Origin of the sequence: Staphylococcus condimenti (genome assembly GCF_001618885.1) — a bacterium.
Classification (GTDB): domain Bacteria; phylum Bacillota; class Bacilli; order Staphylococcales; family Staphylococcaceae; genus Staphylococcus; species Staphylococcus condimenti.
The window spans coordinates 2,120,780-2,138,230 of the sequence record NZ_CP015114.1 but is presented as its reverse complement, the minus strand read 5'-3'; the positions used below and the strand labels follow the sequence as shown (position 1 = coordinate 2,138,230).

Here is a 17,451-nt window from a genome sequence, read left to right as displayed (position 1 = left end):
TTTTATAGTTTCTTCTATTATTAAATGCTTTAGAATTTCTTATTTTATTTAAAACCTTAAATATAGTATGTACGAAAAAGAAGCACACCTCAAATGAGATGTGCCTCTTAGAGTCAGTGATTTAATTATTGTTCTTCATCTTCTTCTTTGCGGCGTCTCCAGAATAAGAAGATAGAACCAAGTACTGCAAATAGTGTACCGAATAGTGATGCTGTTGGTACATTGTCTGTTTCACCAGTTTCAGGAAGTGCTTTTTCTCCATTTCCTTTTTGAGATGCTTCAGTACTTGAACCATGATTAACTTCAGTTCTTACAACTTGTGATGTGTTACCAACTGAACTGATTTCAGCTGCAGTTACAACTGCACCATCTTCTAATGTTTCAGAAGCAGTAGGAACACTGATAGTCCATTGACCATTTTGATTTACTTCTGTTGTTTGTACTGTGCCGTTTGGTAACGTTACTTCCACTTTATTACCTGGTGTAGCTGTGCCTGTTACTGTTGCAGCGTGTTCTGGAACTGGATTGACAACAGGTGCATCTGGAGTTGCTACAGGTTGATTAGGTGTTTGGTCAGATTCTGATGGTGTATAATCACTTGATTCTGCTGGTTGTCCTTCATTTGAGACAGTTACAGATGTCACTTTAGAAGTATTGCCAGCGCCATCTGTTTCCGTTGCTGTCACGACGTCTCCGTCTTTCAATGTTGTGTTTTCTGGTACGTCTGCTGTCCAAGTACCATCGTCACCAACTGTGCTTGTTGCAGTTGAACCGTCTGGGAATGTCACTGTCACTGTGTCGCCCGGTTCTCCTGTGCCTGTTACTGCGTTATCTCCTGGATTTGCCGGATTAATAATTGGTGCGTCTGGTGCTTGTGTATCTGGTTGATTTGGATTATCCGGTTGTCCAGGATTATCTGGTTCACCTGGTGATTCTGTATTGTCAGGATTGTCTGGTTGCGTGTTACCTGTCACTGTTGTTGACGTTTCTTGCGACGTATTGCCAGCACCATCTGTTTCCGTTGCAGTCACAACATCTCCGTCTTTCAATGTTGTGTTTTCTGGTACATCTACTGACCAATTACCATCATTATCAACTGTGCCTGTTCCTGTTGTGCCGTCAGGGAATGTCACTGTCACTGTGCTGCCCGATTCTCCTGTTCCTATCACCGTCTTATCTCCTGGATTTGCAGGATTAATAATCGGTGCGTCTGGTGCTTGTGTATCTGGTTGATTTGAATTATCCGGTTGTCCAGGATTATCTGTTTCACCTGGTGATTCTGTGTTGTCAGGATTGTCTGGTTGCGTGTTACCTGTCACTGTTGTTGACGTTTCTTGCGACGTATTGCCAGCACCATCTGTTTCCGTTGCTGTCACAACATCTCCTTCTTTCAATGTTGTGCCTTCTGGTATGTCTGCTGTCCAAGTACCATCGTCACCAACTGTGCTTGTTGCAGTTGAACCATCTGGGAATGTCACGGTTACTGTGCCGCCCGGTTCTCCTGTGCCTGTAACTGTGTTATCTCCAGTGTTGACCGGGTTAATTACAGGTGCATCTGGTGCTTGTGTGTCTGTCACTGTTGCTGTTGTATCTGTAGATGTGTTGCCTGCTTTATCTGTTTCGTTCGCAGTAACTTCATCTCCATTGTTCAATGTTTTTCCTTCTGGTACCGGTACTGTCCAATTACCATCATTGTCCACTGTACCTGTTCCTGTTGTGCCGTCTGGGAATGTCACGGTTACCGTACTGTCTGGTTCTCCTGTACCTGTCACTTCTGTTGAACCTGCTTCGACTGGATTAATCACAGGTGTATCTGGTGCTTGTGTGTCTGTCACTGTCGCTGTTGTATCTGTAGATGTGTTGCCTGCTTCATCTGTTTCATTCGCAGTAACTTCATCTCCATTATTCAACGTTGTACCTTCTGGTACCGGCACTGACCAGTTTCCGTCATTGTCCACTGTACCTGTTCCTGTTGTGCCGTCTGGGAATGTCACGGTTACCGTACTGTCTGGTTCTCCTGTACCTGTCACTTCTGTTGAACCTGCTTCGACTGGATTAATCACAGGTGCGTCCGGTGCTTGCGTGTCTGTGACTGTCGACGCATTTGTAGGAGACGTATTGCCCGCTTCATCTGTCTCATTCGCTTTCACTTTGTCTCCGTTATTCAGCGTTGTGCCTTCTGGTACCGGCACTGTCCAGTTTCCGTCCTCGTCTACTTTTACTGTATCTGTTGTGCCATCCGGGAATGTCACTGTCACCGTATCTCCCGGTGTGCCTGTACCGGTTACTTCTGTTGAACCTGCTTCGACCGGATTGATTGGCGGTGCATCTGGTGCTGTTGTATCAGTTACTTTCGCTGTCGTATCTGTAGATGTGTTGCCTGCTTTATCTGTTTCGTTCGCAGTGACTTTATCTCCATTGTTCAACGTTGTGCCTTCTGGTACATCTACTGTCCAATTTCCGTCATTATCCACTGTGCCTGTTCCTGTTGTGCCGTCTGGGAACGTCACAGTCACCGTACTGCCTGGTTCTCCTGTACCTGTCACTTCCGTTGAACCTGATTCAATTGGATTGATTGGCGGTGCTGACGGTGCTTTTGTATCTTCTACTGTTGTTGTACCGACAGGTGACGTGTTTGGTTGACCATCATTAGTTGTGCCTACTGTTTGTGTAGCATTCACAACATCACTATCTTTCAATGGATTATCTGTTTCTACTTTCCAATTACCTGAAGGATCAACAGTTGCTGTCTCAGTTGTACCATCTGGTAATGTGACAGTCACTGTACCTTCTGGATAACCAGTTCCCGTTACTTCTGTTGAACCTGCTTCGACTGGATTAACAACAGGCGCTGCCGGTTGAGTTGTAACCGGTACTGTTATATGGTCTGTTGATCCATCCGGGTATGTCACTGTAACTGGCACTTCAGTTGTACCAGGTACTGTTCCGTTTGGAAGTACTGTACCTTCATCAATTGTAATTGTCGGAGGTGTTTGTCCCTCAGGATAATTAGGAACAGACACATTGTTGATTACTTCGTCTGTTGAAGTAGGATCTCCGAATTGATGTGTCACAGGTAAAGCTGTCGGTTCATTTGTTGTTGCTAATGAATCACCTGTATTCACGGTTACAGTTGTATGATCTGTTGTGCCATCTGGATACGTTACAGTTACCGGAACTTCTACTGTTCCTGTAGTTGTGCCATTAGGCAGATTTTCTGGATTATCTACTGAAACCACTGGTGGTTCAGCATCTGCTGGATAATTCGGTACTGTTACATTTTTAATTACTTGATCCGGTATTGTTGGAGTGCCGTAAGGGTTATCTACTGGTTGTGTTACCGGATTATAATTTGCAGCATCTGAATCACCCGTATTGACCTGAACATTAATATGATCAGTTGTACCATCTGGATATGTCACTGTAACTGGTACTTCTGCTGTGCCTGTTGTTTGTCCGTTCGGCAAGTTTGTTGGGTCGTCTACTGTAATGACTGGTTGTGGCCCTTCTGTCGGATAATCAGGAACACTTACATTACCAATTACTTGGTCTGCAGTTGTTGGCGTACCATATTTATTATTGATTGGATTTGCTGTTGGGTCATAAGTGTCAGAATTCTTTTCTCCAATTGTTACTTCGACAGTTGTGTGATCAGTTGTACCATCTGGATATGTCACCGTTACTGGTACATTTGTTGTACCTGGTGTATTACCGTCCGGCAAGCTTGATGGGTCATCCACTGTCACTGTAGGTTGTTGATCTGCTGTCGATGGATAATTTGGTACGGTTACATTATCTGTTACTTGATTTTCTGTAACAGGGTCTCCATAAGGATTGTTCATTGGTTTTGATTCTGGATCATATCGAACCGCTTGTGAATCACCTGTATTAACAGTGACTTCTATTTGATCTTTGGAACCGTCCGGATATGTGACTGTGACTGGTACTTTCACTGAACCAGTTGTTTGGCCATCCGGTAAATTAGATGGATCATCTACTGTAACGACTGGTTGTTCGCCATCTGTTGGGTAGCCTGGTACTGTCACACTGTTTACAACTTCATTTTCTGTTGTCGGCGTACCGAAATTGTGAGTAATTGTGCCTGTTGTCGGATCGTATTCTTCTGCTGTTGAAGGTTGCGTTGTTACGGGCACAACAACTTTATCAATAGAACCGTCCGGATACGTTACAGTCACTGGAATATTTTCAGTTCCTGTTGTATTGCCGTCTGGTAATGTTGTACCTTCATCTATTGTAATTGTCGGCTGCGGGCCGTCTGTCGGATAGTCTGGTACAGATACATTGCTGATAACGTCTTCTGCTGTTGTTGGTGTGCCGTGCGGTTTTGTGATTGGTTCTGCTGTTGGTTCATATTGCAGTGCTGTAACTGGTGTAGTCGTTACGTTGACTGTTGCTTGGTCTTTTGAACCATCTGGATATGTGATTGTGACAGGTACTTCTACTGTGCCTGGTGTATTACCGTCTGGCAATACTGTACCTTCATCTATTGTGATTGTCGGTTGTGGCCCGTCTGCTGGATAATTCGGTACTGTTACATTATCTTTAATTTGATTTTCTGTTGTAGGCGTACCGCTTGGATTTGTAATATCTTTTGTTTCAGGCGTGTATGTGTCTGCTTGCGGATTACCTGTTGTAACAGGCACTGTAATATGATCAATTGTGCCGTCTGGATATGTGACAATCACTGAAACATCCGTTGTACCTGGTGTTGTACCATCTGGCAATGTTGATGGATCTTCTACAGTAATTGTTGGTTGTTGTGCTGCATCTGTCGGATAATCTGGAACTTTAACATTCTTGGTAACATCTTCTGCTGTTGTTGGTGTGCCAAAGTTATTATTGACAGGATCTGCTGTTGGGTTATATTGTGCTGCGTCTGTTGCTCCTGTTGTGACATCTACATCTACGTGGTCTGTTGTACCATCCGGATATGTGACTGTCACTGGTACTTTTACTGTTCCTGGTGTTGTGCCATCTGGTAATGATGAAGGATCATCTACTGTCACTTGCGGTTGCGGACCGTCTGTCGGATAATTCGGTACTGTTACATTATCTTTAACTTGGTCTTCTGTTGTCGGTGTACCATTAGGGTTGTTCACTGGATACGTTGTTGGTTCATAGCTGTTATTTTGCGGTTCTGCTGTTGTAACTGGAACATTGACCGTATCTGTAGTGCCGTCTGGATATGTGACAGTTACTGGTACATTAACTGTTCCTGGTGTCTTACCATCAGGTAATAACGATGAATCGTTAACTGTAATTTTCGGTGCTGGTTGATCAGCTGGATAGTTTGGAATTGTGACGCTGCCTGTTACTTGATCTGATGTTGTAGGTGTATTGTACTGATTATTCACTGGTGTCGCGGTTGGATCGTATGCTTTATTGTAAGTTTGTACAATAAATGAATCCGCTGATACGTCATTGCCTCCAGATACAAGATAAGCTGTGTAAATACTGCCTGCTTTTGCATCTGTTGGTACTTTAAAGCCACCTAACGCTTCACCTTCATCGATGGTTGTAAAGTCTGCAGTTTTTGAGATTACTTTGCCAGTTGAGTCTCTCCATTCGATGTGGGTTGGAAGCGGTGATAATGTAGTACCTGGTAATGCTATTGATACATTACTGCCAGGTGCTGCTGGTGTTGTCGTCGCATTATAATTAAGCACATCAATGGTTACATTAGAAGTTGGCACGACCGCAAAGTTAACGTTATACCACATAGGGTTTGCCACTAAGTTTTGAGCAGGTGATGTTTGCGGCGTCCACGATAAATTATTATTTGGTGCTTGGAATTGCGGACTTGTAAACGATGAATACGTATTGACGATATTGCCATTTGGGTCTTCTACATAACCATACATATGACTTGTATCTAAAGTACCAGCTGGAAATCGTAAAGTATAATTACCGTTTGCATCTGTTTCACCATAAACCGTTGCAGAAATATATTCTGGATGTGCTTCCAATAAAGATTTCGCCGCAGCTGAACGTTGGTCTTGCGGTAAGCTGTTGACTTTAGCATCATAATCTTTTGCACCATCTTTAGTTAATGAAGACATCACAACTCTGTAACCTGCAGCCACTTTATCTCCTAAAGCAAGGTTTTTATTAGGTCCAGTGCCTGAGTTAGCTTGGTCACCAGCGCCAGTTTCTAACCATACATTACCGCTTACAGAATTTTTAGCAGCTAAGTTAACACTCGGAGCATTTATTGGTCCAAGTGTATCATGAATTTGCTCTGCATCCGGTTTTGTCATATAGCCTGAAGTAGGTTTTACTGCCATATAAATGCCAGTACGCTGCATATTCGTTCCAGCTAATGGGAATTGTCCTAAGTTTGAACTTGTTGCAGAGCCAACGTACGAACCTGGGAAGAATCCGCCAGCTTGACGCAGCATTGTTGCTGTATTTCCGTTTTCTGTTTGATAATCATTAATCCATAAACGATAATCTTGGCTTCCTATAGCTGAATAGGTATGTGTTTTACCGTTTAAGTCAGTCCATCCTTGACGTAAATCGAATGCATATGCACCAGGGCCGACTTGACTGCCATCACTACTGCCCAATTTATTTGTAGTTTTCGCAGTATAAACTGGTGATACTGCGCCATCAGTGTCTATCCATTGCATGTAAACATTCGTACCTTCTGGAACAGGAGTTAATCCATTGGACATTGTAGCTGGAGTACCATGATCAACTACCCATGCACGTCCAGAAAGTGTATGTGCAGCGTTAGTCGCATCTGTAGTAGATTTGATATAACCGTCTGCTAAAGCATCCGCTACAATCGGAGTTGTATTAGCTTGTGCTGGAGATGAAAATGTTTGAACTTGCGCTGCTGCATTTCCTGTTGGTTGCGATGATGTTGAATTTGTATTTGTATTCGATGTCGTTGATTCTGGTGTAACCATAGCACGCATCATTCTGCGTGTAGTTGCACCTTGTGGAGCAGTCGCTTGAATTGTATTTGCATCTTTATTATTAGAAGATTGCTGTAACATTTTAGCCATAGCAACTTCAGGAGAATCTGTAGCTTGAACGCCTGCTTCATCAGCCAATTTTTGAACTTGTTGGTTATTAGCTAAACCGCCAGCGTCGGCATTTGTCGAAGCAGTACCATCTGTTGAAACCGAATCAGGATTCACAGTATTAGATGAAGTGTTATCAACAGCTTCTAATGTCTGAGTCTGCGGTGTATTACTATTTTCTATATTTGACTCAGGTTGAGGTAAACTTGTTTGATCAGATTTTGATTGTGGTTCTGTATTTTGCAGTGTTTGACCTGTCGGTTGTTCAGTTGGTTTTGTTATATTACTTTCAGCAGCCGCTTCTTTTGTATTTGTAGTTGTTTGTTTTGTTTGAAGATTAACTTGTTGTGATTCTGCTGTTTGAGTATCAGTTGCTTTAGATTGATCAGTTTGCGGCACTGATTGTGGTTGATCCACTTGTTTAGCAGTTTCTTGTTGTGGTGTATTTTGAGTCTCTTGTTTAACTTGGTTTGTTCCTGAATCTGGTGTTGATGCATCTTCTTTATTTACAGTACTGTCTTCTTTCTGATTAGTTTCAGATGTTGAATTACTATCTTTCACCGTTTCTTTATCAGCTGATGTAGTGGATTCTGGTGTTTGAGTTTCATTGCTAGCACTATCTGCAGATTGTTGTGGTGGTTGAGTATTTTCTGACGTTGATGTATCTTCTTTATTCTGTGATGGTGCAGTTGCGCTTTGTTCTGGTTATTGTTCTGCAGTTGCACTATCACTTTGATCAGATTGTTGTGCTAGTGTATTTGTTTGTTGCCCATCATTTGTTGTTGATGTAGTTGTGTTGTCGGGAGCTTGTTGACTTGCTTCTCCAGTTTGATTACCGTCTTCTGATTGACCATTATTTGAAGAGCCATTCTGGGACGAATTATTAACTTCTGCTGCTCGTGCCTCTCCTCCAATACCAAATACTAAAGTTGCACCTACAATGATAGATGCAGTTCCTAATGTGAATTTTCTTATGGAATATCTGTTACTACGTCTTGCGTCTGCCATAAATGCACTACGTTTCTTTTTCATGTATTGCATTTCCCCTTTCTTTTTCAGGTACATTAATAAATAAGATGTATGTTTTTTATAACATAGTAATCTATAATTTTTAATTAAACGCTATATAATAGCTAGACTTACGATATTTATTTTTTTAAATAATGCACCTTAGTGTTATTATGTCCTTTCTAAAATATATGAAACACGTGGCGTAACATTATTTGAAAACGAATACATTTTATAAATGCACAGAAAAAGAGACGCGCCCTATAAGGACGCGCCTCTCGATAACTTATTCAATATTTATTATTTTTAAAAATTAGTTATCTTTTTTCTCTTGACGACGTTTTCTGAACAATAGGATTGAACCTAATGCTGCAAATAATCCGCCGAATAATGTTGCGCTGCCAGTGTTATTTGTACCAGTTTCTGGTAATTCTTTATCACCTTTAGCTTGTTCAGCAGGTGCTTCAGAGTTGTTCGCAGCTTCTGCTGGAACACCATTTTCTGTTACAACTTGGCCATTGTCAGATGCTTCCATTCCTGGAACAGCTACTTGACCATTATTAGCGTTGTCGTCAGTTCCTACAGCTGTATTTGGTAATTCAGATGCATTATCAGTAGCAGTATTATTATCTGTACCTTGGTTGCTTGGAGCAGGTGCTTCAGAGTTGTCACCTGTGCTTCCAGTATTTCCTTGGTTACCGTTGTTGTCTACTGATCCGTTTGTACCTGGTTCAGAAGTTTCACCATTATCTCCTGGAGTAGTGTTGTTACCTGGAGTTGTATTATCTCCATTGTTTCCAGTGTCACCTTTATCTCCATCAGTACCTTGATTTGGTTCTTCTCCAGTTACTGTTACAGTTGCTTCTTCAGAAACATTGCCTGCTTCGTCAGTAATTGTTGCAGTGATTTTATCACCTTTTTTAACTGTAGTACCTTCTGGTACGTTTACAGTCCAATTGCCATCTTCATCAACTTTACCTGTACTTGTCGACCCGTCTGGGAATGTTACTGTTACTGTGCCGTTCGGTTCGCCAGTACCTGAAACTGTTTTGTCTCCTTCGTCAACTGGATTGATGACTGGTTTATCAGGAGCTACAGTATCTTTTCCTGTGACTGTTACAGTTGCTTCTTCAGAAACATTGCCTGCTTCGTCAGTAATTGTTGCAGTGATTTTATCACCTTTTTTAACTGTAGTACCTTCTGGTACGTTTACAGTCCAATTGCCATCTTCATCAACTTTACCTGTACTTGTCGACCCGTCTGGGAATGTTACTGTTACTGTGCCGTTCGGTTCGCCAGTACCTGAAACTGTTTTGTCTCCTTCGTCAACTGGATTGATGACTGGTTTATCAGGAGCTACAGTATCTTTTCCTGTGACTGTTACAGTTGCTTCTTCAGAAACATTGCCTGCTTCGTCTGTAATTGTTGCAGTGATTTTATCACCTTTTTTAACTGTAGTACCTTCTGGTACGTTTACAGTCCAATTGCCATCTTCATCAACTTTACCTGTACTTGTCGACCCGTCTGGGAATGTTACTGTTACTGTGCCGTTCGGTTCGCCAGTACCTGAAACTGTTTTGTCTCCTTCGTCAACTGGATTGATGACTGGTTTATCAGGAGCTACAGTATCTTTTTCAGTTACTGTTACAGTTGCTTCTTCAGAAACATTGCCTGCTTCGTCTGTTACTGTTGCTGTAACTTTATCGCCCGGTTTCAACTCAGTGCCTTCTGGTACGTTTACAGTCCAGTTACCATCTTCATCAACTTTACCTGTACTTGTTGATCCGTCTGGGAATGTTACTGTTACTGTACCATTTGGTTCGCCAGTACCTGAAACCGTTTTGTCTCCTTCATTAACTGGGTTGATAACCGGAGCATCTGGTGCAGTTTTATCTTCAACTGTGATTGTGAAGTGCTCCTCAGTTTTGTTACCAGCTTCATCTGTTACTGTTACTGTTACTGGATATTCACCTGGTGTCGTCGGTGTTCCTTCGATTTGACCTGTTTCTGGATTGTAAGTGACACCTTCCGGCAAGCCTGTTACATCTACAGTTGCAGTTTTATCATCCGTTACAACTGGAATCGGTATAATTGGTTGATCTTCTGGCACTTTCACATCATCGATTGGATTTACTACTGGAGGCGTTGTATCTTTAACTGTGATTGTGAAGTCTTCAGAAGTTTGGTTACCAGCTTCATCTGTTACTGTTACTGTCACTGGGTATGTTCCTGGTGTTGTCGGCGTTCCTTCGATTTGGCCTGTTTCTGGATTGTAAGTGACACCTTCCGGCAAGCCTTCTACATCTACAGTCGCAGTTTCATCATCAGTTACAACTGGAATTGGTATGATTGCTTGATCTTCTGGTACTGTCACATCATCGATTGGATTTACAACTGGTGGCGTTGTATCTTCAACTGTGATTGTGAATTTCACTTCTTGTGAATTACCTTTTTCATCTTTTACAGTCACTGTGATTGGATATTCACCAGGTGTTGCAGGTGTTCCTTCGATTTGACCTGTTGTTGGATTATACGATAATCCTTCTGGAAGACCTTCAACTAATACTTCTGATTTACTATCATCAGTATACTTAACTGGGATAGGTGTAATTTCTTGATCTTCCGGTACTGTTACATCATCAATTGGTTCTACAATTGGTGGTGTTGTATCTACCACTGTGTATGTGAACGTTTCTTCAGATGAGTTGCCCGCTTTATCAGTAGCAGTTACTGTCACTTCATAAGTGCCAGGGACTGTTGCCGTGCCTTCGATTTGTTTTGTATCAGGGTTATAAACTAAACCTTCTGGCAATCCTGTTACGTCTACAGTAGCCTCTGGGTCATCTACTACTACTGGAATCGGATCGATTTCAGCACCTTGTAGCGAAGAATTATCTGCAATCGGTTCAATAACTGGCGCTGTTGCGTCTGTTACTGTGATTGTGAAGTCTTCAGAAGTTTGGTTACCAGCTTCATCTGTTACTGTTACTGTTACTTGATATTCACCTGGTGTAGACGGTGTTCCTTCGATTTGACCAGTTTCCGGGTTGTAAATGACATCGTCAGGTAAATCTTTTACATCTACAGTTGCATTTTCATCATCAGTTACTACTGGAATCGGTGTGATTGCTTGATCTTCTGGTACTGTCACATCATCGATTGGTTGAATAGTTGGTGGAGTCGTATCTGGTGTCGATACTGTTACGTGTACATCAACTGTATCTGTTGAACCATCCGGATATGTTACTTTCACTGGTACTGTGATGACATCTCCAGGTGTCGCACCTTCTGGTACTACTACGCTCAATGATCCGTTCGGATTTACTGTTACACCTTCCGGTGCGTTGTCGCCTGCTTCGAATTTTGTATTTTCTGGTACTTCAACTGATTCGCCTGTTGTCGGATTTGTGAATGTCGGTGCACCAATTTCTACTGTGCTGCCCGGCAATCCTGCACCGTCTTTATATTCTGGCTCATTCAAATCTGTTTGCGGTGTTGATACTGTTACGTGTACATCAACTGTATCTGTTGAACCATCCGGATATGTTACTTTCACTGGTACTGTGATGACATCTCCTGGTGCTGCACCTTCTGGTACTACTACGCTCAATGATCCGTTCGGATTTACTGTTACATCTTCCGGTGCGTTGTCGCCTGCTTCGAATTTTGTATTTTCTGGTACTTCAACTGATTCGCCTGTTGTCGGATTTGTGAATGTCGGTGCACCAATTTCTACTGTGCTGCCCGGCAATCCTGCGCCGTCTTTATATTCAGGCTCATTTAAATCTGCAATTACAAAAGGTTCAGCTGAGATTGAGTCAAGCGCTAATGCTGTACCTGTAGAAGTAGTACTTACTCCTTGTGAGAATACTCCCGAAGTATAAATTGCTTTGGTATTTAAATCTGTTGGTACTGTCAATGGCACTGATTTTACTGTTCCATCTGCTGCTGCAGTTACTGTCACTGGAGAACCTACTGCAACGCCATCTTTAAACCACTGAATTTGATACTCTGTTCCTGGGAATAAACCATCAGTTTTTGAAACTAATACATCTCCTGGTTTAGCTACTTCAGCATCTGAACCTTCAACTGAAATATCATGCATTGGATTAGTAGTTACAAAAGCGAAGTCTTGACTTGATCCATTATACGATGAAAGCATCTTAGCATCATTAATATCTCTTGAAACATCTGCTGTAGTAAACATATTGTTATAATAGTTGTTACTAAAAGTAGGCGTATTTTCAATGATTGGCACAATATACATATAATCAGAGTTGATATGACGATGTTTTTGACCAATAGTTCCGTTCCATGCCATTAAATTACTGTGACTTATATCTGCATCTTTAACTAATGTTCCAAATTCTGCATCAGAAATTGTTTTTGAAATAGGCGCTCCACTATATTGTTGATACGGACTGATACCATATAAACCTCTAAACGGAATATAGTAATCTCCGTTTTTATCAACTGTACCGACAACGCTTTCAGCAATATGTGAACCTACTCCATTAGTTGCTTGGTAATCATTTACAATTTGTTGTTGCGCACTTCTGAAATCTTCAATAGTAGCATTTGGATTAGCTTTTTTCCAATTATCAAATAAAATTGCAACTTGATCATTTACATATGATGCTACTACTTTTACTCCCGTAGCATTTACATCAGAAGTATCTTTCATTATCCAACGTGCATCTGAGCCATATGGAGCAGTTAAATCATACCAGACAGAACCTGATACTTTACCATAATCACCTGTGTTAGCCCAAATACCATCTGAAGTTCCAGATGTTTCCCATTGTGCTTCTGGTTTAATAAGCCAATCATTTTGCAATGGTTTTTCTTCTAAGATTACTTGGCTAGTAACAACTCTATTTATACCAGCTGTGAAATCCCAAGATTCATTTACACGTTGAAGCCTATTATGGAAACCTCGTATAGAATCTCCTTCTTTTACTACATTTAATGTAGGGTCTGGACTTTCTGCCCATGTTCTAAGCGCAATTTGCGGATCTGCTGCTAAATTGAAAGTATGTTGTTTTCCTGAAGCATCTGTTTGAGCTTTTGATAAGTCAAAAACATATCTTCCATCTTCTCCAGAAATAGTATAGTATACTGGCGAAACATATCCTGTTTTGTCTGTCCATTGTAAATAAACTTTCACTCCAGCGATAGGTTCTTGATTAGAAGTATTATTATATTTACTACCTTCTCGCATAACAACTGCATTACCTTGGTACCCATATGTTTGCATCCAAGTTCCCGGTGAATAGATTGCACTTGCTTCCAACTCTTCTTTCACTGATGGAGGTGCAGCTGCAAATGCTTTAGCAAGAGCCAAAGTATTTGTCTGTGGTGCTGAAACGTTATTTTGTGCTACTTGTTTCGTTGAACTTGGAGCTACTGCAAAACTATTGAAAGTCAATTGGCGTGTAGCAGGTGCTGATTCAGCAGTCGCTTGAATAGTACTAGCATCTTTTTGTTGAGATGATTCTTGGATAGCTTTGTATACTGCTGGGTCAGAAACATCAACTTTTGCTGAATCAATTTGACCATCGTTTGCTAAAGCTTGACCATTTACTGGAGCTGCAGCTACTTTACCTGTCGCAGCGGGTTGATCTACTGCAGTTAGCTTTTGATTTTGAGCTCCGCTAGTAGTATCATTAGTAGTAACTGAATCATTATTTAATTGCTGTTTTAAAGGTGTCGCTGTACCACTTTCAGCAGTAGTAGTTTGTGGCTTCTGATCTGCAGAAAGTGAAGTTGATCCTTTTTCAGTTGGAACTTGTTGATTGTCAGTCGCTTGAGTTCCTTTATTTGGTGTTTCAGTAGTACCTTTTTCTTCAACAACTGTGCTGTTGTCAGCAGCTGGTTTAGCCGAAGAATCTTGTACTGAACTTGTTGGTGCGTCAGCTTGAACTGGTTTGCTATTGTCAGTAGCAGTATCAGCTTGAGCTGGCGTTTTTTGTTGTTCTGTTTGAACTGGTGCTTGTGTTGCTTCCCCTTTTGGTGCTTGAACTTGTTCTGCTTGTGGCGCTTCAACGTTTTGAGACTTTTCAATTACTGGTGCGTCTTGAACTTTCGGTGCCTCAACATTTTGTGGTTGTTCAATTACTGGTGCATCTTGAACTTTCGGTGCTTCAGGTTTAACTTCTGTTGCTGCAGGCGGTTGTTCAGCATTTGTTTCCTGTGCTTTAACAGGTTGTTCTGCTTTAACATCCGGTGCCGGCGTTTCTGCTGGCGCTGCAACGGCAACATCTTCAGTTCCACTCGCAGTTTTATCAATCGTTTGGTCAGCTGCTGGTGCTTCTAAACTACCTTCTCCAGCTGCTGGCGTTTCTCCCGACTGGCCAGTAGTGTTACCTGTTTCTTGTGTCGAAGGTGCTTCTGATTCAGCAGCTTTTGCTTCATTACCTAATCCGAAAAGTAATGTTGCTCCTACAATAATAGAAGCCGTCCCTACTGTGAATCTACGAATGGAATACTTGTTTTGACGTCTCGCGTCAAAACCACGAGAATGTGAGTTATTTCTCATAAAGATGTAATCCCCTTTCAAAATATAAAATTGTAATTTTTACCGTGTGCTTGCTTAAATTGTCAAAAAATTATTACATCTCTATCTTACCATCAATTGTGTGCTTTTCGCATATAAAATTATCTATTTATTTTAAAATTTAGTTGAACTAAATTTATTGGTTAGCCTCTCTAATCTTAAATCATTTTTTAATTATTACAATTTTATTTTAATCAATAATTTTGTTAACGATAAATGTCTAACTATCCTCTTTGTATCAACTTATTACCAGTAGGTAGATAAACGAAAGGATTTTATTATTTATTTTGTTTATAGCCATATAATCACTTAAATTTTAATTTTACAGACAAACATAAATTTTGATTTTTCCTTTTTTTGATATTTTTCACCTCAAAACAACTATATAGTTAACATTAAATTTACAAAAGACACACTTTAGACACATTTATATCTCATATATCAAACTAAAAAATTAAAAAACGACTCCCCAAAAATGAAGAGTCGTCTCAGTACTATATTTATCTAAATAGCCAAAATTTATTCTTTTTCGGCATGCTCGGTACATTTTTTACAACATTTTGATCAGCAATTAATTTTTCTGCATTAAAAATGCATTGATTCATTTCGTCTTCAACACGATTTAATTTCTTATTATTAAAAAGCGATTGCATTATAAAGGGTCTTTCTTCAGTATTATGTGCATCAGAAGAAATAAAATGTGTTAAATTATTTTCCAGCAACTGTATAGAAAAGCTTTGTAATTTTTTCCCTAACACACCTGTCAATGATGTAGATGTGATCTGGCTTAATGCACCTGCATTAATTAAATCATAAAGTATTTCCACATCTTGAATAATCGCTTTATTACGTTCAGGATGTGCAATAACCGGAATAAAACCTTTACTTTGGATCTCAAAAAATAATTGCTTTGTATAATGAGGAACTTCATTAGAAGGGAATTCGATGAGCAGATATTTAGAGTGGTTCAACCCCTTAATCGTCCCCACTTCAATCCCCGTGATAATCTGGTCTGTTATTCTTATTTCTTGTCCTGGATAAATATTAACATCTAGCGCTTTTATCTCTTCATGTTGATTAAGTTCCTCAATACTTTTGATGACTTCATCAAAATCATTTGAATATCTTGTATGCAAATGATGCGGTGTTGCAATAATACCTGTCACACCTTCTTTTTTAGCTTGTTTAAGCAGCATAATTGTTTCTATATCGATTTTAGGTCCATCATCAACACCAGGAATTATATGATTATGAATATCAATCACTTATCTTCACTTCCATAATAAGCATAATAACTAGATGACTTATCTTTTGGAGTCCTATTTAAAACAACACCCAATATTTTTGAATCTACTCTATCTAAAAGAGATTTAGCTTTAGTAATTTCAGTTCTGTTGTTCTTTTCAGCATCTATTACTAAAATTGAATGCGTAATATATTTTGAGTATATCTGTGCATCCGTTACTGTATTAACTGGCGGTGTATCTAAAACAATAAAATTATAACGGTCCTTTAGTGTCGAGATAATTTCATTGAAATTAGATGAACCAATTAATTCCGATGGGTTAGGCGGAATTGGTCCAGACGTCAAAATATCTAAGTTTTCTATCTCTGTTTCTTCTATTGAATCCTCTAACTTTATATTATTAATAATAGTTGATGATAACCCATGATTGTTCATTTTATTAAATATATAATGTAATGTAGGTTTTCTCATATCTCCATCAATAATCAAAGTTTTATATCCAGCTTGAGCATAAGTGATAGCTAAATTAGATGCGATTGTAGATTTCCCAGCTGACGGTTTTTCTGCTGTAACAACTATTCCTTTTATCGTTTCATCAGCTGAAGAAAATAAAAGATTCGATCTGATGCCTCGAAATTTTTCACTTATAACAGATTTAGGTTCATGCAAAGTGATAAGTTGATGCTTTTGATTGTCTTTTTGTTTCATCATTTTTCCCCTTTTAGAATTTATTAATTGCTCCTAATACTGGTAAGTCAAGAACTCTTTCAACGTCCTCTTCATTTTTAATTCGTTTATCAAACAATTCTCTTAATACAGCAATGAAAATTGCTATTACTAATCCGATAAGTGCACCAAGTAATGTGTTTGTAACGGGCTTCGGATATATTTTCACTCCGTTTTCTGCTTTCGACAATACAGATACATTATCAACTTTCATAATGTTATCGATTTCTTTTTTAAAGGTATCTGCTACTTCATTCGCAATAATTTTTGAATCCTTCTCATTATGAGTAACTACCTTTATTTTCAATATTTGAGATTGTGCTGTACTTTCAACATTAGTCATACTTGAAAGCTGACTTCCTGAATATTTATTCTTTAAACCTTCTGATACTTCATCCATAATTCTCGGACTCTTAATAATTTCCGAATATGTATTCACCAGTTGTAAGTCAGATTGAAGTTGTTGAGCCATCATTTGGTCATCTTTTTCTTTTTGATTAACTATAATTTGCGTTGAAGATTCATACTTAGGTTTAATCAAAAAATGAGTAGCTGCAAAAACTAATATTGCTGCTATTAAGGGTAAAGCGATTAATAACCATAAATTCTTTTTGATGGTAGCTAATACTTGTTTATAATCAAGCCGTGTTTCCATTTCTTACTATCTCCCTTGCTAATAATCAATTTATTTAAATTATTTAGAATCAATATTGTATTAAAACTCATTTCTTCAATAAAACAAAATTCTCAACAATTTATATTTTATTATAGTTAATATCCCCCGATAAGTTAACACGTATAACCAATTGTTAATGATAATTTTACATTATCTTTACGTTTCTTAAAGTTTCTTTTTACAATTGTTT

Annotated in this window: 6 protein-coding genes; all 6 read right to left on the bottom strand. The window is 39.6% G+C overall.

All coding sequences use genetic code 11. The annotated features are described in order from the left end of the window. Nucleotides 1-125: 125 nt before the first annotated feature. On the bottom strand, nucleotides 126-7,610 hold the full coding sequence (locus A4G25_RS10145) for an Ig-like domain-containing protein (protein ID WP_052766741.1): 7,485 nt from the start codon (nucleotides 7,608-7,610) through the stop codon (nucleotides 126-128). A 144-nt stretch (nucleotides 7,611-7,754) separates the two neighbouring features. After that, nucleotides 7,755-8,081 (bottom strand): YSIRK-type signal peptide-containing protein, encoded by a 327-nt coding sequence (locus tag A4G25_RS13325; RefSeq protein WP_047131629.1) that lies wholly within the window; start codon nucleotides 8,079-8,081, stop codon nucleotides 7,755-7,757. A gap of 289 nt (nucleotides 8,082-8,370) precedes the next feature. Next, on the bottom strand, nucleotides 8,371-14,595 hold the full coding sequence (locus A4G25_RS10135) for an Ig-like domain-containing protein (protein ID WP_063164639.1): 6,225 nt from the start codon (nucleotides 14,593-14,595) through the stop codon (nucleotides 8,371-8,373). A gap of 518 nt (nucleotides 14,596-15,113) precedes the next feature. Further along, on the bottom strand, nucleotides 15,114-15,878 hold the full coding sequence (locus A4G25_RS10130) for a tyrosine-protein phosphatase (RefSeq protein ID WP_047132468.1): 765 nt from the start codon (nucleotides 15,876-15,878) through the stop codon (nucleotides 15,114-15,116). Continuing rightward, nucleotides 15,875-16,567 carry a polysaccharide biosynthesis tyrosine autokinase gene (locus tag A4G25_RS10125; protein WP_047132469.1) on the bottom strand — a complete coding sequence of 231 codons (693 nt, stop codon included), beginning with the start codon at nucleotides 16,565-16,567 and terminating at the stop codon, nucleotides 15,875-15,877. The genes A4G25_RS10130 and A4G25_RS10125 overlap by 4 nt, the downstream gene beginning before the upstream one ends. A gap of 13 nt (nucleotides 16,568-16,580) precedes the next feature. After that, nucleotides 16,581-17,240 (bottom strand): Wzz/FepE/Etk N-terminal domain-containing protein, encoded by a 660-nt coding sequence (locus A4G25_RS10120; RefSeq protein ID WP_047132470.1) that lies wholly within the window; start codon nucleotides 17,238-17,240, stop codon nucleotides 16,581-16,583. Nucleotides 17,241-17,451: the final 211 nt, after the last annotated feature.